This is a genomic window from Sphingobium sp. FG125 (genome assembly GCF_057809795.1).
On record NZ_JBMDKQ010000018.1, the window covers coordinates 13,005 to 34,144 of the forward strand.

Here is a 21,140-nt window from a genome sequence, read left to right on the forward strand (position 1 = left end):
GGCGCAACAGAGCATATTCCCCTGGTGGATTGATTTTGCCATTTGCATCCCCTGGACGCTGGGATGGGTCTGCAAATGGCAAAATCGTAAAATGCACCAGAATCGATAATTTCTAGTGGCCCTGGAAGATTCTGACATTCGAGTGTGACTTAGCATCAAAAGGTGCCGAATGTCAGAATCGGGCCACTAGTTACCCTTTCGCGCGCGCAAAAGCCTGTTAATAAGCCGCCATGCGTCTCCCCGGTCCGTCCGAAGTCTTTGCCCTGTTCGACGATGCGCGCGTGCGTGGCGCAGCCCCGGCGCGGCTCTATCGCGATCCGGTCGGCATTATCGCCGCGCACAGCATGGGCGAGGTCCAGCCCGCGCTCGATCGGCTGGCCGACGCGCGCGAGAGCGGGCTGCATGTCGCTGGCTATATGGCCTATGAGGCCGGCCTTGCGCTGGAGGAGCGGCTTGCGCCGATCGCCCGCCGTCGGCAGGCGGACAGTAGCGCCGGGCCGCTGCTGTGGTTCGGCCTGTTCGAAGGGGTGCGGCTGATCGCGCCGGGGACGCTGCCCGACCTGCTGCCCGATCCGGCCGGGGCCAGCGTGACGCCACCCCGTCCGCTGATCGAGGAGGCCGAGTATCGCGCGGCGTTCAACGCGGTGCAGGACTATATCCGCGCGGGCGACATTTATCAGGCGAACCTGACCTTCCCCTGCGAAACGACGGTCAGCGGCGATCCGATGGCGCTCTATGCCGCGATCCGCCCCCGCGCGGCGGCGGGCTATGGCGGGGTGATCCGCACCGGCGGGCATGCGTTGCTGTCCTTTTCGCCCGAACTTTTCTTCACGCTGGTGCGCGGCCAGCTGACTGCGCGGCCGATGAAGGGCACCGCGACCCGCCATGCTGACCCGCAACAGGATGCGGCGCTGGCCCAATGGCTGCAAAGCGACGCCAAGCAGCGCGCGGAAAATCTGATGATCGTCGACCTGTTGCGCAACGACCTGTCGCGCGTGTCGCGGGCGGGCAGCGTCATCGTGCCGGACCTGTTCAAGGTGGAGACCTATCCGACCGTCCACCAACTGGTGTCCACCGTGCGCGCACGCATCCTGCCTGGCCTGTCGCCGGTCGATGTGCTGCGCGTGCTGTTCCCCTGCGGATCGATCACCGGCGCGCCCAAGGTGCGGGCGATGGAGATACTCGATGCGCTCGAACCCCATGCGCGCGGCGTCTATACAGGCTCCATGGGCTGGATCGACCCGGATGGCGACGCCGCCTTCAACGTCGCGATCCGCACGCTGACCATCGATGAAGGCGCGGGCGTCGGACGTCTGGGGCTTGGCTCTGGTCTGGTGGTGGATTCAGAAGCCGGTTCGGAGTGGGCGGAATGTCTGGCCAAGGGGCGGTTTCTTGCTGGCGCTTGACATATTTGCCGCCAACGGCTTGGAATAGTGGGAATGTCACTGGCCGATGGACGCTATGATCTGCTCGAAACCATGGCCTTCGATCCGCTCGAAGGCATCAGGTTGCTGGAGCTGCACCTCACAAGGTTGAAGGCGAGCGCCGATGCGCTCGGCTTCGCCTTCGATCGCCATGGCGTGCGCAACGAATTGCAGGCCGCGACCTTCCGCCTGCGCGACCATAGCCGGGTGCGGCTGATGGTGTCGCGCGGCGGGGCGGTGGCGATCGAGGTGCGCGATCGGATCGCCTGGCCCGCCGCGATCGTCCCGGTCAAGGTGGTGCCGCGCCATGCGCCTGCCGACGACCTGCGGCTGCTGCACAAGACCACCGACCGGTCGCTCTACCGCGACGCGCTGGCGCGCGGTGGCACTTATGAAGTCGCGCTGATCGACGCGCAGGGCTATCTGACCGAGGGCTGCTATTCCTCGATCTTCGTCGAGCGCGGCGACAAATTGCTCACCCCGCCGCGCTCGCGCGGCCTGTTGCCCGGCATATTGCGTCAGAGCCTGATCGACATGGGGGAGGCGGTTGAGGCCGATCTGCGCCCGCATGATCTGGACAATGGCTTTTTCATCGGCAACGCCGCGCGCGGCATGGTCGCGGCGACACGGGCGCATTAGCCACATCATTCTGCCGTAAATCCACGACGCGCCAACTGGCGGTTGCCCCTGCGTCCGTTGCGCACTAAGGACCGCCGCGTCCGCTTTACAGGCGGACAAGGGGATTGAGTCATTTGCTGTCGCGATTTCCGAGCCAGTGGGCGGTGCCGCCCGCTTTGAAATCGCTTTGGAGAAAGATAATTACCATGAGCCAGACTTCCGCCGCCCTTGGTCGTATCCAGCCTTCCGCCACGCTCGCCATGAGCGCGCGGGTGAATGCGCTCAAGGCGCAGGGCGTGGACGTGATTGGCCTGTCGGCGGGGGAGCCGGACTTCGACACGCCCGATTTCGTCAAGGAAGCGGGCATCGCCGCCATTCGCAACAACCTGACCCGCTATACCGACGTGGACGGCACTGCCGACGTCAAGGAAGCGGTGATGTTCAAATTCCAGCGCGACAATGGCCTGGCCTATAAGCGCAGCCAGATCACGGTGAACTCCGGCGGCAAGCACACCTTGTTCAACGCACTGGTCGCGACGGTGGATGTGGGCGATGAAGTCATCATCCCCGCGCCTTACTGGGTCAGCTATCCCGACATCGTGAACTTTGCGGGCGGCACCCCGGTGTTTATCGAAGGGCCGGCAAGCCAGGGCTACAAGATCACCGCCGCCCAGTTGGAGGCCGCGATCACCCCGCGCACCAAATGGGTGATGCTCAATTCGCCGTCCAACCCCAGTGGCGCGGCCTATTCGGCGGCGGAACTGAAGGAACTGGCGGATGTGCTGCTACGCCATCCCCATGTCCTCATCATGACCGACGATATGTATGAGCATGTCTGGTACGCGACGACGCCGTTCGCGACCATCGCGCAGGTCTGCCCGGAGCTGTATGACCGCACCCTGACGGTCAATGGCTGTTCCAAGGCCTTCTCCATGACCGGCTGGCGCATCGGTTTTGCCGGTGGTCCCGAATGGATCATCAAGGCGATGGGCAAGCTGCAATCGCAGTCGACCAGCAACCCCTGCTCGATCAGCCAGGCGGCGGCCGTCGCCGCGCTCACTGGCCCGCAGGATTTTCTGGAGGATCGCAACGCCGCCTTCAAGAAGCGCCGCGACATGGTCGTCGCGATGCTGAACGATGCGCCGGGGCTGGATTGCCCGACGCCCGAAGGCGCTTTCTACGTCTATCCCGACGCCAGCGGCGTGATCGGCAAGGTGACGCCCAAGGGGGTGAGAATCGACAGCGACGAAACGCTGATCGGCTATTTCCTGGACGAGGCCAAGGTTGCCGCGGTCCATGGCGCCGCCTTCGGTCTCTCTCCCGCCTTCCGCATCAGCTATGCGACGTCGGAAGAGGTGCTGAAAAAGGCCTGCACCCGCATCCAGGAAGCCTGCGCCGCGCTGAAATAACATTCCTCCCCAAGCTTGCTTGGGGAGGGGGACCGCTGGCGAAGCCAGTGGTGGAGGGGCGGGGTGTCCACACGCTTCCCCCAATTCCCAAAACAGAAACGGTCCTTTTCCACCCGCGCCGTCTTGCAGACAGCGCGGGAGGCTCTATATGCACGTTGCATAGTGAAACTGATTTAAGGCAGCACCCCGTTCGTCGTTCTGTTCCTTGGCTTTGTCGAATGCCGCACCCATGCGGCGCGATATTCAGCAAGGGGCAAGACAGCGGGGTGTAACCGATCGGCCCGAACCGCCGAAACCAAAGAATAAGAAAGGCACAGGCCATGATGGCGTTTTTGAAATCCGAATTGTTCCTGCGCTTTCTGGGCGGGTTTGCGATCGGCGCCGTCGGCATGGTCATGCTCCAGCCCGATGAACAGCCGATCCTCAGTTCCCCCGCGATTGCCGCGACCGGCATCGATCATGCGGCGCTCTGACGGCATCAGCCTTGCCATTTTCGCGGCGCTTGCCGTCGCGTCCCCGGCGCGCGCCGAGCGCCCGGTCCTCGCCCCTGTCGCCACCATCGACGCCGCACCCACCCGCAAGCTGGAAACCGCCGTCTTTGCCGGTGGCTGCTATTGGGGCGTGGAGGGCGTTTTTTCCCATGTGAAGGGCGTCCATCTGGTCAAGTCCGGCTTTGCCGGTGGCCCCAGCAACCGCCGCGTCGATTATGAGATGGTGAGCGGCGGCGACACCGGTTTCGCCGAAGCCGTCCGCGTCACCTACGACCCCAAACAGGTCAGCTACGCCACGCTGCTGCGCATCTTCTTCTCGGTGATCGCCGATCCCACGACGCTCAACTATCAGGGACCAGACCATGGCACCCAATATCGCAGCGCGCTCTTCCCGCTGAACGCCGAGCAGGGCAAGGCGGCCACGGCCTATCTGGCGCAACTGAACAAGGCAGGCCTGTGGCGCGACCCGGTGGTGACGAAGGTGGAGCGCTTCACCGGCTTCCAGGACGCCGGGACCGACCATCAGGACTTCATGATGAAGAACCCGCGCCATCCCTACATATTGCGCTGGGACGCACCCAAGCTGGCGGCGTTCAAGGCGATGTTCCCGGCGCTGTATCGGGACAAGCCGTCGGCCTGAGGTGGTGGGGGGAGCGGATGACTGTCCAGCTCTGTTCATTGGGACGCCTAACCGGACATTCAGTCCGAACCTACTTCGCCAGTAGAATCTGTTCCGCATTTTCAATAATCGTGGCTCGAACCTCCATAGCGTCCTCGTCGCTCATCGCCCCATCGTATGAGACTGCTATCGCATGGGCGTCATTTGCAGGCACACCATTCTCAGCTTTTGTCGGATCATCGAAGACACAGATGAGACGACCATCCTCGTCTTGGATATTGCGGAGGATCGAGCATGAGAACTGAAACCCACCGCACCACTGCCGCCCCTCTTGCATGGCGGACAAAGAGTGGCAGAAATCTGCCAAAGCCGATTCATCGACTTTCTGCGTTCGTACTAAAGACAGGCCTTTGTTGGCGATGTGCGACGGCGGAAACACCGACGGTTTCAACCGGCCCTTCTTATCAAGGTGATTGGGTGAGAACGCGGCTCGGTAAAGCGGTTCGCTATCGGCAACCGGCCCATGTGGACCGCGCGCCTCAGCTTCGCATGAGCACCTCATCGAGATGATCCACCTGTGCGAGAAACCGCAAAACGCTTGCAGGAACGGGCTCGGACCCGTTGACAGCCTCTTTGCCTTTGATCTTCAAGTCGCCAAACTTGCCGAAGAAAGTGCACTCGCCCTGCCCCCTGAATCCAATATCGAGATATATATTCGCGTCGTGCCAGAAGAATCCTACCTGGCCGTCACTTGAAACCATTGGTTCAGGCAGGTCAACGAACGGCGGAAGGTTTTCAACGAAATGAATGGCTTCATCGATTGCCACACGCGAAGGCGCAATATCATCGTCTGCGCCGTCCCAGCCACTTTCTAGCTGTTCGTATTGGCGCAATTCGTCAATGAGCAAAGCCCGCTCATCCTGAAAGTAGCCGCCATTGCTGATCGCATAGATTGGCGGCTCTTTGTCGGCGGCATGGACAGCGGGAGACAGCGTAGAAGTGGCCGCAAGAATTGCTGCTCCGGCGAAGTATGACACTCTCGGTCGGGCGGGCTTGTGAATTGAATGTTCTAAGCTTGGCAAAGACGAAATCGACCAGTTGTCGATATCGTCAGCATATGCAGTTGTGACACTCACTTCCACTTATGCCTCCTTATTGAGCGAAATCTTATCCTGCACGCTCTGATTGATCAACGTCGCAAGTATGGTCTTGTTCTTGGCATGGAGATCATTGAGCGTTCGATCCACCAAACCTCTGACACCGTCTATTGTTGGCGAAACGCTGTTCTTAAAGTCTGTTCGCAAAACTGTGTCGATCTTAACCTTCGCACCTGCCTCGTCTTCGGTCGCATCCAAGTGGATGCGCTTTAAGATTCGGTGAGTTGGCTCGGTTTCGGGAAATTCAAACTCGCCTTGATGATAGTGCCAAGACTTTGAAGCTGGCCGAAACCCGTCTGCGTAAAAACCCGAACTGCGATTGACCAAAAGATCGATATCATATTCCTGCGCGTCGCCATCCCAGACGAAAGTGTCGATATATTGGAGGCTAATGTGGGATAGCAGATTGCTTTCGTCAATTACGAGTCCCAGCACCTTCTCCAGCAGTGACTTCGCTTGGCGAGACACCGCATCCCATCGAGAGTAGCTTAGGCAGTTAACCGCAAGCCAACTATCACGAACTTGCAGTTGCCAATCCACGGAGCCATCACGCTTGAAGGACTTGAATACCGCCGGTCCTGCAAGCTGTGGTGGTTGATCGGGCAGTTCATCGCCAAACGCGATCTGGATCACGTTCATGCGTTCCAGTTTCGGGAGGTCCGACTTCCAAAGTAAATGATGCGCAACGACGCGTTCAAGCTCGTCAGGTGTAAAATTGCGGACGAACCCGACAATGAACACGACTTCTTGGATAGCGTGCCGCTCACCGATTGGCTTAAATGGCATTGCGTGCACTCTGCATACGGACTGAAATCGCCCCCCACATTTTACTACGCCCTATCACTGCGCGATGACGATTGAAAGAATGCGCGTGAAGTGCCTACGCGATGGACTTGCTGCCATCAGGAAGGAGCCTACCGAGACTCGACTTTAGGAAAACCGATGCCCAAACGTCAATGACCGATTTTGGCGCAAAGCGGCAATGCGCGGCCGATTGAAACACCCGCCACCCAACGACTGTCCTACAACCCCACCCCTTTGCTAAGGTCGCCTTGGCTCTTTCCACCGTTAATCGCCGCGCCCATCTCGGCACGCAATAAAATTACCAGTACAGGAAATCATATGTCCGACTCACCGGGAAATACGCGAAGTTAAGCCCTGCATTTCCTATTTCCAGCCACCCGGATCAGCGCCACCCACAACGAAAAAGGGCGGCACCTCCCGGCACCGCCCTCTTATATCTCTAAACCCGGCAACGCCGCGCTTATTTCGGTGCCAGCACCATCAGCATCTGGCGGCCTTCCATGCGGGGATAGGCTTCGACCTTGGCGACTTCGGCGACATTTTCCGCGACGCGCTGGAGCAGGGCCATGCCGAGTTGCTGGTGGCTGAGTTCGCGGCCACGGAAGCGCAGGGTGATCTTCACCTTGTCGCCGTCGCCGATGAAGTCATGCACCTTCTTCATCTTCGTATCATAGTCATGATCGTCGATGTTCGGACGCATCTTGATCTCTTTGAGTTCCTGCGTCTTTTGCGTCTTGCGGGCGATGTTCGCCTTTTTCTGGGCTTCGTACTTATATTTGCCGATGTCCAGAAATTTGCAGACCGGCGGGTCCGCGGTCGGCGACACTTCGACCAGGTCGAGGCCGACATCGGCTGCCTGTTCGATCGCTTCCTGCGTAAACATCACACCCAGATTCTCGCCTTCCCCGTCAATCACGCGGACTTTGGGGACCGTGATGAATTCATTGTAGCGAGGGCCGGATTTCGGCGGCGGCGCCAGCGGGCGGCGCATCATTGGGGGACGTATAGCAGTATCTCCTATGGTCGTTGCAAAAACGAGTGGCTCTTAGCGGCTTTTTGGCAAAGCGCAAAGGGGTCCGTGATCCTCAGTCAAGGAATCACGAACCCTGTGGCATTGCTGCCGCTACAGCATATCGGGTGCGCGGGCTTCATTTGCAAGCCGGGAAATCGCTTCATCGAGCGAAAGGAAGCTCTGCCCGTCGCTGCCCAGCACGCGCAGCGCGACCTTGCCTTCCTCCGCCTCCCGCCGGCCCACGACCAGCAGATTGGGGACTTTGGCCAGGCTATGTTCGCGCACCTTGTAATTGATCTTCTCGTTGCGCAGGTCCGCTTCGGCGCGGATGCCCGCCGCGCGCAGCTTCGCCAGCACCTCGCCCGCATACTCATCCGCGTCCGACACGATGGTCGCGACGACGGCCTGCACCGGGGCGAGCCAGGCCGGGAAGCGCCCGGCATAATGTTCGATCAATATGCCGATGAAGCGTTCATAGCTGCCAAAGATGGCGCGGTGGAGCATGACGGGGCGGTGGCGCTCGCCATCTTCGCCCACATAGCTGGCGTCGAGTCGTTCGGGCAGGACGCGGTCCGACTGGATCGTGCCGACCTGCCAGGTGCGGCCGATCGCGTCGGTCAGGTGCCATTCCAGCTTGGGCGCGTAGAAAGCGCCTTCGCCCGGCAGTTCCTCCCAGCCAAATTCCGGCGTGTTGAGGCCCGCAGCGGCGACGGCGGCGCGCAGTTCATTTTCCGCCTTGTCCCACATCTCTTCGCTGCCGAAGCGCTTTTCGGGGCGCAGGGCCAGCTTGATCGAGTAGGTGAAGCCGAAATCCTTGTAGATGCGGTCGGCCAGCGCGCAGAAGGCGCGGACTTCCTCGACAATCTGGTCCTCACGGCAGAAGATATGCGCATCATCCTGCGTGAATTGCCGCACCCGCATCAGCCCGTGCAGCGCGCCATGCGGCTCGTTGCGGTGGCAGCAGCCATTTTCGTAGAGGCGCAGCGGCAGGTCGCGATAGCTTTTGATCCCCTGACGGAAAATCAGCACATGCGCCGGGCAGTTCATGGGCTTCAAGGCCATCCAGTCGGCATCGTCCGACACCAGCGGGCCTTCATCGTCCACGTTTGGCACTTCGTCGGGGATCACGAACATATTTTCGCGATATTTGCCCCAATGGCCGGACGTTTCCCACTGGCGGGCGTCCATCACCTGCGGCGTCTTGACCTCACGATAGCCCGCATCGTCGATCGCGCGGCGCATATAGGCCTCCAGCTGACGCCAGATCAGGTAACCCTTGGGGTGCCAGAATACGCTGCCATGGGCTTCGGCCTGAAGGTGGAACAGGTCCATCTCCGCGCCCAGCTTGCGATGGTCGCGCTTGGCGGCTTCTTCGAGGCGCGTCAGATGTTCGGCCAGCTGTTTCTTATTGAGCCAGCCAGTGCCGTAGATGCGGGATAGCATCGCGTTATTCTGGTCGCCGCGCCAATAGGCACCCGACACGCGCGTCAGCTTGAACGCCGCCGGATCGAGCCGTCCGGTCGAGGCGAGATGCGGGCCACGGCACATATCATACCAGCCGTCACCGCTATGATAGACGGTCAGTTCCTCGCCCTGCGGCAGTTCAGCGGCCCACTGCGCCTTGAACGTCTCGCCCGCCGCCTGCCACTGCGCGATCAGCGTGTCGCGGGCGATGACTTCGCGGCGCAGCGGCTTGTTGGCGGCGATGATCTCGCGCATTTTCGCCTCGATCGCGGGCAGGTCCTCATCGGTGAAGGGGCCGCGTTCGGGGTTGGGCGCGAAGTCGTAATAGAAGCCGTCGTCGGTGGACGGGCCAAAGGTGATCTGCGTGCCGGGGAACAGCGCCTGCACCGCTTCGGCCAAGACATGCGCGAAATCGTGCCGCGCCAGTTCGAGCGCGTCGGCCTCATCCTTCGCCGTCACCAGCGCCAGCGTCGCGTCCCGCTCCAGCGGGCGGTTGATATCGCGCAACTCGCCATCGACCCGCGCCGCAATCGCCGCCTTGGCCAGCCCCGGCCCGATCGCCGCTGCAATATCCGCCGGGGTAGTGCCGGGCGCGACTTCGCGCACGTTACCGTCGGGCAGAGTGATTTTGAGCATGGCGGACACAGGATTTCCCTTGAAAGGCGAAGCGTAGCGCGGTCAGAATTGCCGCGCCTTCCCCATAAATGGGCGGTCTGGCCTGTCAAGGGAAGGGGCGTTGCCGGAAGCCGTCAGACGATCAGCAACCGCGCCTCATCGCCGGTCGCCTGCATGAAGCCCACAGGCCCGCCGACATCGACGCCCGGCGGCAGGGCATCCGCCGTCATGCCACACAGCGTAAGCCCGCTCTGGCAGGCGTTGATCGTGACGCCTAGCGCCTGTGCTTCGGTCAGCAATGTGGCAAGGTCCGGCAGTCCAGCCGCGCAGTGTGCTGCGTCCTGTGGCGCGGTGATGGGTGCGCGGAGCAGGGCGACGGCATCGAGTTGCAGGAACAGCGCTGCGGCTCCGCCCAGCGCCGCCTGCGCACCGGCCAGCACCAGCGCGCCGCGCAGGCGTTCGGCGTCAGCGGTGGTGATGATAATCCTTAAGGGACGCATAGTTCCACGGCGCAGGCCGGGCAGGCGGGGTCTTTGGGGACGTCCAACGTGCGGAAACGCATGGACAGAAGATCGGCGATCAGCAGCCGCCCCGCCATGTCCGCGCCGAACGGCACCAGTGCACGGATCACTTCCAGCGCGGCGAGGCTGCCCATCGCGCCGGTGAGTGCGCCGATGACGCCGGTTTCGGCGCAATTGCGTTCGGGCGCATCCTGGGGCGCACCGACCAGGCAGCGATAGCAGGGCTTGTCCGCTTCCCAGCCGCGATAGGTGGCGATCTGCCCTTCAAATGGCCCGACCGCTGCCGACACGAGCGGGATGCGCAGCCGCTGCGCCGCGTCGGCGACCGCCAGCCGGGTGGTGAAACTGTCGCTGCCGTCCAGCACCGCGTCGGCATCGCGCAGCATCAGCGCGGCATTGTCCGCGTCGATCCGCGCGTTGATCGGGATCAGCTTGACGTCCGGGTTCAGCCGCGCGACCGCCGCCATCGCGACTTCTGCCTTGGGCGCGCCGACGTCCGCCGTGCCGAACATGACCTGCCGTTGCAGGTTGGACAGCGCGACCGCATCATCGTCGATCACGCGGATGGTGCCGACCCCTGCGGCGGCGAGATAGAGGATTGCCGGGCTGCCAATGCCGCCCGCGCCGATCACCGCGACATCGGCGGACAAGAGCCGCGCCTGCCCCGCGCCGCCGATTTCCTTCAGCACGATATGGCGGGCATAGCGCTCCAGCTGATCATCGCTCAGCGTCATGGCGCGTCGGACCAGAGGAAGCGTACCTGCGAGCGCATCCAGCGCGGTTCGGCGCTGCCGCTCTTGGGGAAGCTTTTGCGCAACGTGCCCAATATGCGACCGCTCACGAATTTCTCCACGCCGGGGCAGCGTGCATTGACCGGGGCAACTTTCAGGACCGTGCCATCGCCCGCCAGCAGGAACAGCATGTCGATTTCCAGCAGGCGCGAGCCTTCATAGGGGACCGCGCCGCTACACTCACCACGACGATAGAGTTTGGCCACATCCTCCGACCAGCGCGGCGAAATCTTGCGGCCCAGCCAGCCGTTGATGACGGGTACGGTGGATAAATCCTGCGGCATGGGTGGCGTGGTGCCTGTCACCGGGGCTGCGGCGAGCATCAGCGAAAGCAGGATCGTCATTGCCGTTACACTCCTGTCGAACCAAAGCCGCCCTGTCCCCGCGCGGTATCGTCCAGCATATCGACCTCTATGAAGCTGGCAAGCTGCACCGGGGCGACGACCAGCTGGGCGATGCGGTCGCCGCGCTGGATCGGGAAGGGGGCGTCGCCCAGATTGATGAGGATGATTTTCAATTCGCCGCGATAATCGGCGTCGATCGTGCCGGGGGTGTTGGGCAGGCTGATGCCATGTTTGAGCGCCAGGCCGGAGCGGGGCCGCACCTGCACCTCATAGCCTTCCGGTATCGCCATCGCAAAGCCGGTGGCGACGGCATGACGGCCACCCGGTTGCAGCACCAGTTCCTCCGCCGCCACCACATCCATGCCCGCCGCATGGGCGGTGGCATAGGCGGGGACGGGCAGGCCTGCGCCATGGGGCAGGCGCTTGAGCTGGATATCAATCGGAGTGAGCGGAGAGGGCATCGGCGACCTTTGCGATAAGTTTGTCAGCGACCTGACCCTTGGGCAGGGCAGGCCAGGTTTCGATGCCGGACGCGGTGACGATCTGCACGGCGTTGCTGTCGCCGCCCATCACGTCGCCCGATACGTCATTGGCGACGATCCAGTCGGCCCCCTTGCGCGCCAGCTTGGCCTGCGCATGACCAGCGATATTCTGGGTTTCGGCGGCAAAGCCGATGAGCAGGGCGGGGCGCTGGGTGTGGTGGCCGAGCGTTGCGAGAATGTCCGGGTTTTCGACCAGCGTGAGCGGGGCGGGCTGGCCGGAACCGTCCTTCTTGAGCTTCTGGTCGGCGGCATCGGCGGTGCGCCAGTCGGCGACGGCGGCGACCATGATCGCGGCGTCGGCGGGCAGCGCGCTTTCGACGGCGGCCAGCATATCGCGCGCGGTTTGCACGTCGATGCGGGTGACGCCGTCGGGTGTGGGCAGATGCACCGGCCCGGCGACCAGCGTTACGCGCGCCCCCGCCCGCGCGGCGGCGGCGGCGATGGCGAAGCCCTGCTTGCCCGACGAGCGATTGGCGATGTAGCGCACCGGGTCGATCGGCTCATGCGTCGGACCGGCGGTGATGAGGATATGCCGCCCGGCCAAACTAACTCCGTTCGTTTCGAGCGAAGTCGAGAAACGCTGCGCACCCTCCGCAAAATCCGGCTGCCCCGCCAGCGGATCACTCCCCTTGGGCAGGGCGAGCAACCGCTCCACCTCCGCCAATATCGCAGCGGGTTCGGGCAGCCGTCCGGTGCCATATTCGCCGCACGCCATCTCGCCATCGTCGGGCGTCATGATGTGGACGCCATCGGCATGGAGCCGCTCCAGATTGCGCTGGGTCGCGCGATGGTGCCACATGCGCACGTTCATCGCGGGGACCGCCAGCACCGGCTTGTCGGTCGCCAGCAGCAATGTGGTGGCCAGATCATCGGCGATGCCGTTCGCCATCTTCGCCAATATGTTGGCGGTGGCGGGCGCGACCACGACCAGATCGGCCTGACGGCTGAGCTGGATATGGCCGATTTCCTGTTCGTCCTTCAGGTTGAACAGGTCGGTAAAGACCGGATTTTCGGTGAGAACACCAAGGCTCAGCGGCGTCACGAATTCCTGCGCGGATTGCGTCAGCACCGCCCGCACGCTCATCCCGCGCTTGCGCAGCAGGCGGACGAGTTCGAGCGATTTATACGCCGCGATGCCGCCGGAGATGATGAGGAGGATGCGAGGGGTCATTGGGGGTGTAGGTCCAGTTCGGCGCGGCACATGGCTTTAAGAGCTGCTAGGCGGTTTTTGGCAACGCCCCAAATGAGATCAGGGTCAACGCTTACATAGTCATGGAAAACGACATTGCGCATTCCATAGATTTGAATCCAGGGCAGATCGTGACGATTCTTCAGCGCGTCGGAAAGCTGCCTTGTTTCCTCACCGATCGTCGCGAGGCGATAGGCTGTCAGGTCACGTTCGTCTCGGTCGGCCAGGAACATTTCGATCGTCATCGTCGCCAGCCGCCGCTCAATATCGGCGATCAATTGCAGGATGAGTTCCAGCCGGTTGGCATTACGATCAGTCATCCGCATCAGAATACGCGAATCTGATCTTTTGCCGCATCTTGCGCTATCCGGGGGCGCATGAACGCTTGCTGGACCAGATCCACCTGCTGACCGACAATATCTTTCAGCCGCAACTGAATACCAATAAAATCAAGCAAGTCGTGAACGCGCGCCTTGTCGATCTCGCACATAAGATCCACGTCCGAATCCGCACGCGCATCCCCGCGCGCGACCGATCCGAACAGGGCGAGCGAAGTGATCCCCGCCGCACGCAGTTCCGCCTCATGTGGTTTGATCCGGGCAATGGCTTCTTCGCGGGTCATAGCGATGAAGATAATAGCAATGTCGCCCCAACGCCAGCCGCCGCAGCCAACGCCGCTACCAGCGCGTAGCGCCAGCCGCCGCCCACGCGGATCAGCTTTACTTCGCTGAGCGGCGGCGGGGGTGGGGCACCGCCTTTTTCCGGGAAAGCGTCTTCGATCCGGCGGACCAGCGCGGGCAGTCGCTGCAACGTCCGCCAATTTTCGATCAGCGTGTCGGCGGCCTTGGCTTCGGGTCCCAGTTCGTCGCGTAGCCAGCCCTTCACATAGGGGCCGCTGGTTTCCCACAGGTTGATGTCGGGGTCGAGCGAGGTCGCGACCCCCTCGACCATCACCATCGTCTTTTGCAGCAGCAGCAGGTGCGGCTGGGTCTGCATGTCGAAATCGCGGGTGATGGCGAACAGGCCGTCCAACATCCCGCCGACCGACAATTCGCGCACTGGCTTGCCGCGCATCGGTTCGCCCACCGCGCGCAGGGCGGTCGCGAATTCGGCGACATTATGATGGGCGGGTACATATTGCGCCTCGAAGTGAATCTCGGCGACGCGCTTGTAGTTGCCGGTGATCAGGCCGTAAAGAATCTCCGCCAGCCACATGCGCGCGCGCCGGTCGATCCGCCCCATGATGCCGAAATCGATCGCGACAATGTCACCGTCGGGGCAGACGAACAAATTGCCCTGGTGCATGTCGGCGTGGAAGAAACCCTCCGCAATCGCCTGGCGCAGGAAGGCGTTGACAAGGCGGGCGGCGATGGCGGGCAGGTCATGCCCCGCCGCGATCAGCGCGTCCCGGTCGCTGATCTTGATGCCGTCGATCCAGGCCATCGTCATGACCTTGCCGGTCGTGCGGTCCCAGTCGATGGCGGGGACGCGATAGCCGGGTTCTGCGACCATCGCTTCGGCCAGTTCGGACGCGGACGCGGCTTCCCGCCGCAGATCCAGTTCGCGCGCGGTCCAGCGCTTCATATTGGCGATGACCATGCGCGGGCGCAGCCGGGCGATTTCGCCGCCCAATTGCTCGACATGGGCGGCGGCCCATTCATAGGTCGCGATATCGCGATTGAACTGTTCGGTCACGCCGGGGCGGATCACCTTGACCGCAACATCGCGCCCGTCGCTGGTGCGCGCGCGATGGACCTGCGCGATCGACGCCGCGCCGACCGGCACCTCGTCGAACCGGGCGTAAATCTGTTCCAGCGGCTTGCCGAAACTCGCCTCTATCTCCGCCCGGATCGTGGCGAAGGGAACAGGCGGCAGGGCGTCCTGCAAGCGCAACAGGTCGAGCGCGGCAGCATCGCCCACAAGATCAGGCCGGGTCGCCAGCGTCTGGCCCAGCTTGATCGCGGCCGGGCCGATCGACTGGAAGGCATCGGCATAGCGGGGCTGTTTGGGCACGCGCGCGCCGAAGCGAAGGATGCGCGCAATGCGACGGATCAATGCAGGAGTAAGTGGATCTCGTTCTATCCCCATCAAAGCGCCATGACGCGCGAGCGTGCGTCCCCACTTTAGTAAACGGAGGCTGTGGACAAGGTGAGAGGTCATATTATTTGCTCCCCTCCTCTTTAGGGGAGGGGCCGGGGGTGGGGCCGTGCCGCAAATGGAGATGTTGATTTGGGACGCGACGCCCCACCCCAACCCCTCCCCTGAAGGGGAGGGGCTTTTTTGGAACGCCCATCAAATCTTCCAGCCTGAATGGATCGCCACCAGCCCGCCCAATATCGGCTCGACCTTCGTATTCACGAATCCGGCGTCGCGGATCATGCCTTCAAACTGGGGCATGGGCGGGAAGCGGCGGATCGATTCGATCAGATAGCGGTAGCTGTCGGCATCATTGGCGAACAGCTTGCCCAATTGCGGGACCAATTTGTGCGAATAGACGTCATAGACGTCCGAAAAGCCCGGCCATGTCGTCGTTGAAAATTCCAGGCAGAAGAAGCGCCCGCCGAACTTCAGCACCCGGTGCGCCTGCGCCAGCGCCTTGTCGATATGGGTGACGTTGCGGATGCCAAAGGCGATCGTATAGGCGTCGAAGCTGCGGTCGGAAAAGGTCAGTTCCTCGGCATTTTGTTCCGACCAGAGCAGGCCGTCCAGACCCTTTTTCTTCGCCCGCTCCATGCCCACGCCGAGCATTTGCGGGTTGATGTCCGACACGGTGACGTTGGCGCCCTGCTTGTGCATCCGAAAGGCGATGTCGCCGGTGCCGCCGGCCATGTCCAGGATCGCCTCGCCCGACCGGGGTTTGACCCGGCTGACGAACTGGTCCTTCCACAGCCGGTGCGCGCCCATCGACATGGCGTCGTTCATCAGGTCATATTTGGCCGCGACGTTGGAAAAGACCTCACGGACCATGCCCTGTTTTTCAGCGGCATCGACGTCCCGATAGCCAAAGGATGCTGTTTCGCTCATGGGATGATCCTCTAGACAGAGATTGCGCGTCGTTCCAGCCAAGAAGCTGGGAATTGGCAACGGCTTTGCCTAGATGGTCCTTATGCCAGAGCTTCCCGAAGTCGAAACCACCGTGGCGGGGCTGCGATCCGTGCTGGAGGGCGCGGTCCTTGCCCGTGTCGAGCCGCGCCGCGCGGACCTGCGCTTTCCCATTCCCGTCGATCTGCGCCAGCGGCTGACGGGGGCGACCGTGACGGCGCTGACCCGTCGCGCAAAATATGGGCTGATCGCTACCGACCGGGGCGACATGATGATATTTCACCTCGGCATGTCGGGGCGCTGGCGGGTCGACCCGACCGAGATTGGTACCCACGACCATCTGATCCTGGAGACCGGGGCCGGGCGGTTGCTGGCGCTCAACGATCCGCGCCGCTTCGGTTCGGTCGATCTGGTGCGCAGCGATGCTTGGGAAGCTTATAGCCCCTTCACCCGGATGGGACCGGAGCCGCTCGGCCCGGATTTCGACGCCGCGGCATTGGCGCGCGCGCTGGCGGGCAAGGCGACGTCGATCAAGGCGGCGCTGCTCGACCAGCGAATCGTCGCGGGGCTGGGCAATATCTATGTGTGTGAAGCGCTCAACATGGCGGGCATCGCCCCCACTCGCGCGGCGGGCAAGATCAGCCGCCCGCGCCTGACCCTGCTGGTCGATGCGATTCGGGAAGTGCTGGCCGCTGCCATCGTCGCGGGGGGATCGACGCTGCGCGATTATGCGCGGCCGGACGGGGAACTGGGCTATTTTTCCAAACAATGGCGTGTCTATGGCCGCGAAGGGGAGATATGCCCGTGCGGCGGCACGGTGCAGCGCCGGGTGGATGGCGGTCGATCGACCTTTTTCTGCCCGAAATGCCAGAAGTAGGATGCTGCCGACCGGTTGACGACCGGAATGAACCGCTGTAAGGCGCGCACCTTCACGAGGCGGGTTGGCGAGTCCGACTGGTCTCTTTTCATATATTGACGAGAACCGAGGACTCTAAATGGCCAATACGCCGCAAGCCAAGAAGCGCATCCGCCGCAACGAACGTCGCGCTGCCATCAATGGCGCCCGCATCAGCCGGATCCGCACGCTGGTGAAGAAGGTGGAAGCCGCGCTTGCCACCGGTGACAAGGAAGCCGCCGCTACCGCGCTGCAGACCGTGCAGCCTGAGCTGGCGCGCGGTGTCGCCCGTGGCGTGCTGCACAAGAATACTGCTGCGCGTAAGTTCGGCCGCCTGACCAAGGCTGTCAGCGCACTCGCCTGAACCCTTCCGGGTCAGTTTCGGCACAGACAAGGCCCGCCCCGATCGTCGGGGCGGGCTTTTTGTCGTTCCGTCAGCGTCGGTCACAGGCCAGTCATAATGCAGACACGCGCATTTCCCGCGATTCGACGCAGTGCAGCATCGTAACGATTGAGTAAGTCATTCAAAAATAATGATAATTTCATTGTCCTTCATTTTCCGTGGGTTTGCCGAGTCAACGGCTTTATTTCATTTTTTTGAATGCCCGCGCCCTTGATCCCACCCTGCACCCCTGTCTATTTTTGAAATCCGGCCGCCATCGAATCACCTGTGGGCGGTCGTCATGTGACTGGTTGACGCATCATACTCGGTAAAGCGGGGGCTTTTCCGATCGGGTGTCGTGCGTATTTTTTCCTGCCCATAACCGGGGGGCAGCGGGTAGGGTCGGCGAAGTCTATGAAGGATCATGCGTTGTGACAGCTTGGCAGGATGGAGAGGGGAGCCAGGCTGATTCCAGCCTTGAGGCCGCCTGGGCCGCTATCCGCGCCGGGCTGCGCCGCGACATTGGCGCGCGCATGTTCGACCAATGGTTAAAGCCCGTGCGGCTGGGCGACTATTGCCCCGAATCGCAGACACTTGACCTGCTCGTCGCCACGGATTTCAGCGCCAATTTCGTGTCCGGCCAATTTGGCGACCGGCTGCGCATGGCGTGGCGCGCGGCCAATGTCGGCGTGCGCGACGTCCGCCTGCATCGCGCGGCCGATGCGACCGGACCACGCCTGCTCGAAGTCGTCCATGTCGAACCGGTCGCTGCTCCTGCGCCGCAGCCGGTTGCCTCCAATTTCCAGCCGCGCCATGGCTTTGCCGATTTTGTCACCGGTGACAGCAACCGGCTCGCCTGCTCGGCAGCGCTGGCGATGGCGGGGGAGGCCGAACCCCGGTTCAGCCCTCTCTTCATCCATGGCGGCACGGGGCAGGGCAAGACCCATCTGCTCCATGCCATTGCCCGCGCCTTTTCCGACCATGCGCCCGCAGCGCCGGTTCTCTACATGTCGGCAGAGCGTTTCATGATGGAATTTGTGAACGCGATGCGCGCCAATGAGACGATGGCGTTCAAGGCGCGGCTGCGCGCCGCCCGGCTGCTGCTGATCGACGATATTCAGTTCATCGCGGGCAAGGGATCGACGCAGGAGGAATTTCTCCACACGATCAATGACCTGATCGATTCGGGCGCGCGCATCGTCGTCACCGCCGATCGTCCGCCCCAGCGATTGGAATCGATCGACGCGCGCATCCTCTCGCGCCTCGCGGGCGGGCTGGTCGCCGACATATTGCCCGCCGATCTCGACCTGCGCCTTGCCATATTGGAAGCCAAGCGGGCCGTTGCGGGCGATCCGCCGGTGCCAGACGCGGTGATCGATTTCCTCGCCCGCTCGATTCGATCGAACGTCCGCGAGTTGGAAGGCGCGTTCAACAAGCTGGTCGCCTATGGCCAGCTGACCGGGCGTGCGATCGACCTGGATTTTGCGCAGGGGATGCTGGCCGACGCGGTGCGCGCCAATGCCCGGCGCATCACCGTCGATGAAATCCAGAAGGTCTGCGCCGCTCATTACAAGATTGACGCCTCGGAAATGCGCTCGAAGCGTCGCGCCCGCGCCGTCGCCCGCCCGCGGCAGGTCGCCATGTATCTGGCCAAGAAGATGACACCGCGTTCCCTGCCCGAAATCGGCCGCATATTCGGCGGGCGCGACCACAGCACCGTCATCCACGCCGTCCGCACGATCGAGGGGCTGCGCGAGAGCAACCCGGACATCGACGCCGACGTGCGCGCGCTGCTGCGCCAGCTGGAGGGGTGATCAAACGCTCTGGCGTCCGGCATTGGAGGAGCTAGGCTAGGCGCATGATTCGCGCCCTGCTTCTCCTCCTCACCCTCCTCCTGCCCTTGCCAGCCATGGCGCAGGGCGACGTGCGCGTTGCGATCGACACCAGCGCCGGGCGAATCATCGTGGCGGTCCATGCCGACAAGGCACCGGTGACCGCAGCCAATTTCCTGGCCTATGTCGATGGCAAGCGCCTCGATGGCACCAGCTTCTATCGCGGCGTCGGCGCGGCGGACTATGGCTTTGTCCAGGGCGGCGCGCAAAATGATCCCAAGCGGCTGTTGCCGCCGATCAAGCATGAACCCACGACCCAGACTGGTCTCACCCATGACGACGGTGCGCTGTCGATGGCCCGCTATGCGCCGGGCAGCGCCACCGCCGACTTCTTCATCGTGCTGGGCAAGATGCCCGCCATGGATGCGCACCCGGATGCGGCGGGCGACAATCAGGGCTTTGCCGTGTTCGCCCATGTGGTCGAGGGGCTGGACGTGGTGAAAGCCATCCTCGCCGCGCCCAAATCCGCGACGGCGGGCGAGGGGGTGATGAAGGGCCAGATGCTCGAAGCGCCGGTGAAGATCCTCACGGCGCAGCGAGCGTCTTAACTCAGGGCTGCGGTGTTCCCGCGCAGGCGGGAACCCAGTTCAGGCGTCGGAGCTGGGCTCCCGCCTGCGCGGGAGCGCAGCGCAACTATGCCTTGGCCTCACCCTGTTGATCCACGATCCGCGCCACCGCCATATCCGCCGTCACATTGCCGACGGTGCGGAAAATGTCCGGCACCGTTTCCACCGCCAGCAGCAGCGGCAGTGCCTCGACCGGTACGCCCATGGCGAGGCAAATGGGACCGGTGGTGGTGAAGAAGGTGATCTGGCTGGGCAGGCCGACCGCCGCCAGGCTGACGATCGCGGCGACCAGCACACCCATGATCAGCTGCGTTGGCCCCAGCGCCACCCCGTTCATCGCCGCCACATAGAGGGCGACGCCGAGATTGGCGGGCGGGCTGGTGATGCGAAACAGCGAGATGGCAAGCGGCAGGACGATCGAGCGGCTGGTTTCGCGTATCTCCAGCGGCCCGTCGCTCGCCTGGATCATCGCGGGGAGCGAGGCGATCGAGCTTTGGGTCGAGAAGGCGATCGCTTGCGCGGGCAGGACGGCGCGGGCAAAGCGGCCCGGCGCGATCCGGCCCAGCAGCACCGCCAGCGGATAGACCAGCAGCGTCACGATGACGCAGATCAGCACGATGAAGCCGATATAATGGAGCAGTGCTCCCGCCGTCGCCGACCCCGATCGCGCGCCCGCGACCAGCGCCAGCGCGAACACGCCCAAGGGGGCGAGCCACAACACCCAGCCGACGACGACCAGCAGCGCATCGGCCAGCGCCTCGAACAGGCCGGTCAGTTGCACGCGGCGCGCGTCTGCGATCCGGGTGACGGCAAAGCCGAAGATCAGCGCGAACAGCACCACCGCGACGACCTGCCCCTCGGCCGCTGACCGGATCGGATTGGTCGGGATGAAGCCCAGCAGCCATTGCGCCGACGGGCGCACGTCGGGCACCTCCGATATGCCATCCGCCCCGGTCAGCGCGCCGACCGCGCCGGGCGGCACCGGCCACAGATGGAGCATCAGCGGCCCGACCAGCGCGGCGACGGTGGCCGACGCGGTGAGCAATATGGCGAACAAAAGGATCGCCCGTCCCGCCATACCGCTGGTCCGGGCGGTCGTGGCGGCCTGCGCGATGCCCGTCACCAGCAGCGCGAAGATCAGCGGGATGAGCGGCATCTGAAGGCCATTGAGCCAGGCCGATCCTAGCGGCTGCGCCAGCGCCACGGCATCCCCCTCCCAAGCCCCGCCCCATTCGGTCAGCGCAATGCCGCAGCCCAAGCCCAGCAGCAGCGCGATCAGGATGCGGACGGTCAAGGACATAGGCACTGCTTCCTCCACGCGGGCGGCGCGCTAGGACAGGCTAACGGCTGTTGTGGCCAAGAG

Annotated in this window: 24 protein-coding genes; 9 read left to right on the plus strand and 15 right to left on the minus strand. The window is 63.1% G+C overall.

All coding sequences use genetic code 11. The features are described from left to right. Nucleotides 1–230 precede the first annotated feature (230 nt). From pabB to msrA, 5 genes are all read left to right on the plus strand, one after another. Nucleotides 231–1,406, plus strand: coding sequence for an aminodeoxychorismate synthase component I (pabB, locus tag ACODSR_RS15845; protein WP_489077606.1), 1,176 nt, complete (start codon nucleotides 231–233; stop codon nucleotides 1,404–1,406). A gap of 33 nt (nucleotides 1,407–1,439) precedes the next feature. Next, the gene (locus tag ACODSR_RS15850) at nucleotides 1,440–2,063 is read left to right on the plus strand and encodes an aminotransferase class IV (protein ID WP_489077607.1); all 624 of its coding nucleotides are present in this window, start codon (nucleotides 1,440–1,442) and stop codon (nucleotides 2,061–2,063) included. Between the two features lie 185 nt (nucleotides 2,064–2,248). Next, on the plus strand, nucleotides 2,249–3,451 hold the full coding sequence (locus ACODSR_RS15855; protein WP_489077608.1) for a pyridoxal phosphate-dependent aminotransferase: 1,203 nt from the start codon (nucleotides 2,249–2,251) through the stop codon (nucleotides 3,449–3,451). A gap of 320 nt (nucleotides 3,452–3,771) precedes the next feature. Then, the gene (locus tag ACODSR_RS15860) at nucleotides 3,772–3,924 is read left to right on the plus strand and encodes a hypothetical protein (protein WP_489077609.1); all 153 of its coding nucleotides are present in this window, start codon (nucleotides 3,772–3,774) and stop codon (nucleotides 3,922–3,924) included. Then, complete coding sequence (msrA, locus tag ACODSR_RS15865; protein WP_489077610.1) at nucleotides 3,911–4,582, plus strand: peptide-methionine (S)-S-oxide reductase MsrA; 672 nt, start codon at nucleotides 3,911–3,913, stop codon at nucleotides 4,580–4,582. The genes ACODSR_RS15860 and msrA overlap by 14 nt, the downstream gene beginning before the upstream one ends. Before the next feature lie 70 nt (nucleotides 4,583–4,652). Here msrA and ACODSR_RS15870 read toward each other — a convergent pair whose 3' ends face one another. The 14 genes from ACODSR_RS15870 to ACODSR_RS15935 all read right to left on the minus strand — a co-directional run bounded on the left by ACODSR_RS15870 (nucleotide 4,653) and on the right by ACODSR_RS15935 (nucleotide 16,024). Beyond that, entirely contained in the window at nucleotides 4,653–5,012 is a 360-nt protein-coding gene (locus ACODSR_RS15870) for a hypothetical protein (protein ID WP_489077611.1), read from the minus strand. 88 nt (nucleotides 5,013–5,100) lie between these two features. Next, the gene (locus tag ACODSR_RS15875) at nucleotides 5,101–5,703 is read right to left on the minus strand and encodes a hypothetical protein (protein ID WP_489077612.1); all 603 of its coding nucleotides are present in this window, start codon (nucleotides 5,701–5,703) and stop codon (nucleotides 5,101–5,103) included. Continuing rightward, nucleotides 5,704–6,504, minus strand: coding sequence for a TIGR04255 family protein (locus ACODSR_RS15880; RefSeq protein ID WP_489077613.1), 801 nt, complete (start codon nucleotides 6,502–6,504; stop codon nucleotides 5,704–5,706). Nucleotides 6,505–6,982: 478 nt separating this feature from the next. Further along, the gene (gene infC / locus ACODSR_RS15885) at nucleotides 6,983–7,516 is read right to left on the minus strand and encodes a translation initiation factor IF-3 (protein WP_006955743.1); all 534 of its coding nucleotides are present in this window, start codon (nucleotides 7,514–7,516) and stop codon (nucleotides 6,983–6,985) included. Nucleotides 7,517–7,645: 129 nt separating this feature from the next. Next, nucleotides 7,646–9,634, minus strand: coding sequence for a threonine--tRNA ligase (gene thrS, locus ACODSR_RS15890; protein ID WP_489077678.1), 1,989 nt, complete (start codon nucleotides 9,632–9,634; stop codon nucleotides 7,646–7,648). Between the two features lie 113 nt (nucleotides 9,635–9,747). After that, nucleotides 9,748–10,113, minus strand: a complete 366-nt coding sequence (locus tag ACODSR_RS15895; RefSeq protein ID WP_489077614.1) for a peroxiredoxin — start codon at nucleotides 10,111–10,113, stop codon at nucleotides 9,748–9,750. Next, the gene (locus tag ACODSR_RS15900) at nucleotides 10,101–10,868 is read right to left on the minus strand and encodes a HesA/MoeB/ThiF family protein (protein ID WP_489077615.1); all 768 of its coding nucleotides are present in this window, start codon (nucleotides 10,866–10,868) and stop codon (nucleotides 10,101–10,103) included. The genes ACODSR_RS15895 and ACODSR_RS15900 overlap by 13 nt, the downstream gene beginning before the upstream one ends. Continuing rightward, nucleotides 10,865–11,269 (minus strand): hypothetical protein, encoded by a 405-nt coding sequence (locus ACODSR_RS15905; RefSeq protein ID WP_489077616.1) that lies wholly within the window; start codon nucleotides 11,267–11,269, stop codon nucleotides 10,865–10,867. Before ACODSR_RS15905 ends, ACODSR_RS15900 begins: the two co-directional genes overlap by 4 nt. 5 nt (nucleotides 11,270–11,274) lie before the next feature. Continuing rightward, nucleotides 11,275–11,730 (minus strand): dUTP diphosphatase, encoded by a 456-nt coding sequence (gene dut / locus ACODSR_RS15910; RefSeq protein ID WP_489077617.1) that lies wholly within the window; start codon nucleotides 11,728–11,730, stop codon nucleotides 11,275–11,277. After that, nucleotides 11,705–12,982, minus strand: coding sequence for a bifunctional phosphopantothenoylcysteine decarboxylase/phosphopantothenate synthase (locus ACODSR_RS15915; protein ID WP_489077618.1), 1,278 nt, complete (start codon nucleotides 12,980–12,982; stop codon nucleotides 11,705–11,707). The genes dut and ACODSR_RS15915 overlap by 26 nt, the downstream gene beginning before the upstream one ends. Continuing rightward, the gene (locus tag ACODSR_RS15920) at nucleotides 12,979–13,320 is read right to left on the minus strand and encodes a HepT-like ribonuclease domain-containing protein (protein WP_489077619.1); all 342 of its coding nucleotides are present in this window, start codon (nucleotides 13,318–13,320) and stop codon (nucleotides 12,979–12,981) included. Before ACODSR_RS15920 ends, ACODSR_RS15915 begins: the two co-directional genes overlap by 4 nt. Nucleotides 13,321–13,325: 5 nt before the next feature. Next, nucleotides 13,326–13,622 carry a nucleotidyltransferase family protein gene (locus tag ACODSR_RS15925; RefSeq protein ID WP_489077620.1) on the minus strand — a complete coding sequence of 99 codons (297 nt, stop codon included), beginning with the start codon at nucleotides 13,620–13,622 and terminating at the stop codon, nucleotides 13,326–13,328. Further along, nucleotides 13,619–15,160, minus strand: coding sequence for a 2-polyprenylphenol 6-hydroxylase (gene ubiB, locus ACODSR_RS15930; RefSeq protein ID WP_489077621.1), 1,542 nt, complete (start codon nucleotides 15,158–15,160; stop codon nucleotides 13,619–13,621). The genes ACODSR_RS15925 and ubiB overlap by 4 nt, the downstream gene beginning before the upstream one ends. A gap of 132 nt (nucleotides 15,161–15,292) precedes the next feature. Beyond that, entirely contained in the window at nucleotides 15,293–16,024 is a 732-nt protein-coding gene (locus tag ACODSR_RS15935; RefSeq protein WP_489077622.1) for a class I SAM-dependent methyltransferase, read from the minus strand. 82 nt (nucleotides 16,025–16,106) lie between these two features. Between ACODSR_RS15935 and mutM the strand changes: the two genes are divergently transcribed. The 4 genes from mutM to ACODSR_RS15955 all read left to right on the plus strand — a co-directional run bounded on the left by mutM (nucleotide 16,107) and on the right by ACODSR_RS15955 (nucleotide 19,759). Next, nucleotides 16,107–16,919: a bifunctional DNA-formamidopyrimidine glycosylase/DNA-(apurinic or apyrimidinic site) lyase gene (gene mutM, locus ACODSR_RS15940; RefSeq protein WP_489077623.1), complete on the plus strand. Its 813-nt coding sequence runs from the start codon at nucleotides 16,107–16,109 to the stop codon at nucleotides 16,917–16,919. Between the two features lie 118 nt (nucleotides 16,920–17,037). Further along, nucleotides 17,038–17,301 (plus strand): 30S ribosomal protein S20, encoded by a 264-nt coding sequence (gene rpsT, locus ACODSR_RS15945; protein ID WP_006955720.1) that lies wholly within the window; start codon nucleotides 17,038–17,040, stop codon nucleotides 17,299–17,301. A 449-nt stretch (nucleotides 17,302–17,750) separates the two neighbouring features. Continuing rightward, nucleotides 17,751–19,133, plus strand: a complete 1,383-nt coding sequence (dnaA, locus tag ACODSR_RS15950; RefSeq protein ID WP_489077624.1) for a chromosomal replication initiator protein DnaA — start codon at nucleotides 17,751–17,753, stop codon at nucleotides 19,131–19,133. 44 nt (nucleotides 19,134–19,177) lie between these two features. Beyond that, nucleotides 19,178–19,759 (plus strand): peptidylprolyl isomerase, encoded by a 582-nt coding sequence (locus tag ACODSR_RS15955; protein ID WP_489077625.1) that lies wholly within the window; start codon nucleotides 19,178–19,180, stop codon nucleotides 19,757–19,759. Between the two features lie 85 nt (nucleotides 19,760–19,844). Here ACODSR_RS15955 and ACODSR_RS15960 read toward each other — a convergent pair whose 3' ends face one another. Next, nucleotides 19,845–21,077: a dicarboxylate/amino acid:cation symporter gene (locus tag ACODSR_RS15960; protein WP_489077626.1), complete on the minus strand. Its 1,233-nt coding sequence runs from the start codon at nucleotides 21,075–21,077 to the stop codon at nucleotides 19,845–19,847. Nucleotides 21,078–21,140: the final 63 nt, after the last annotated feature.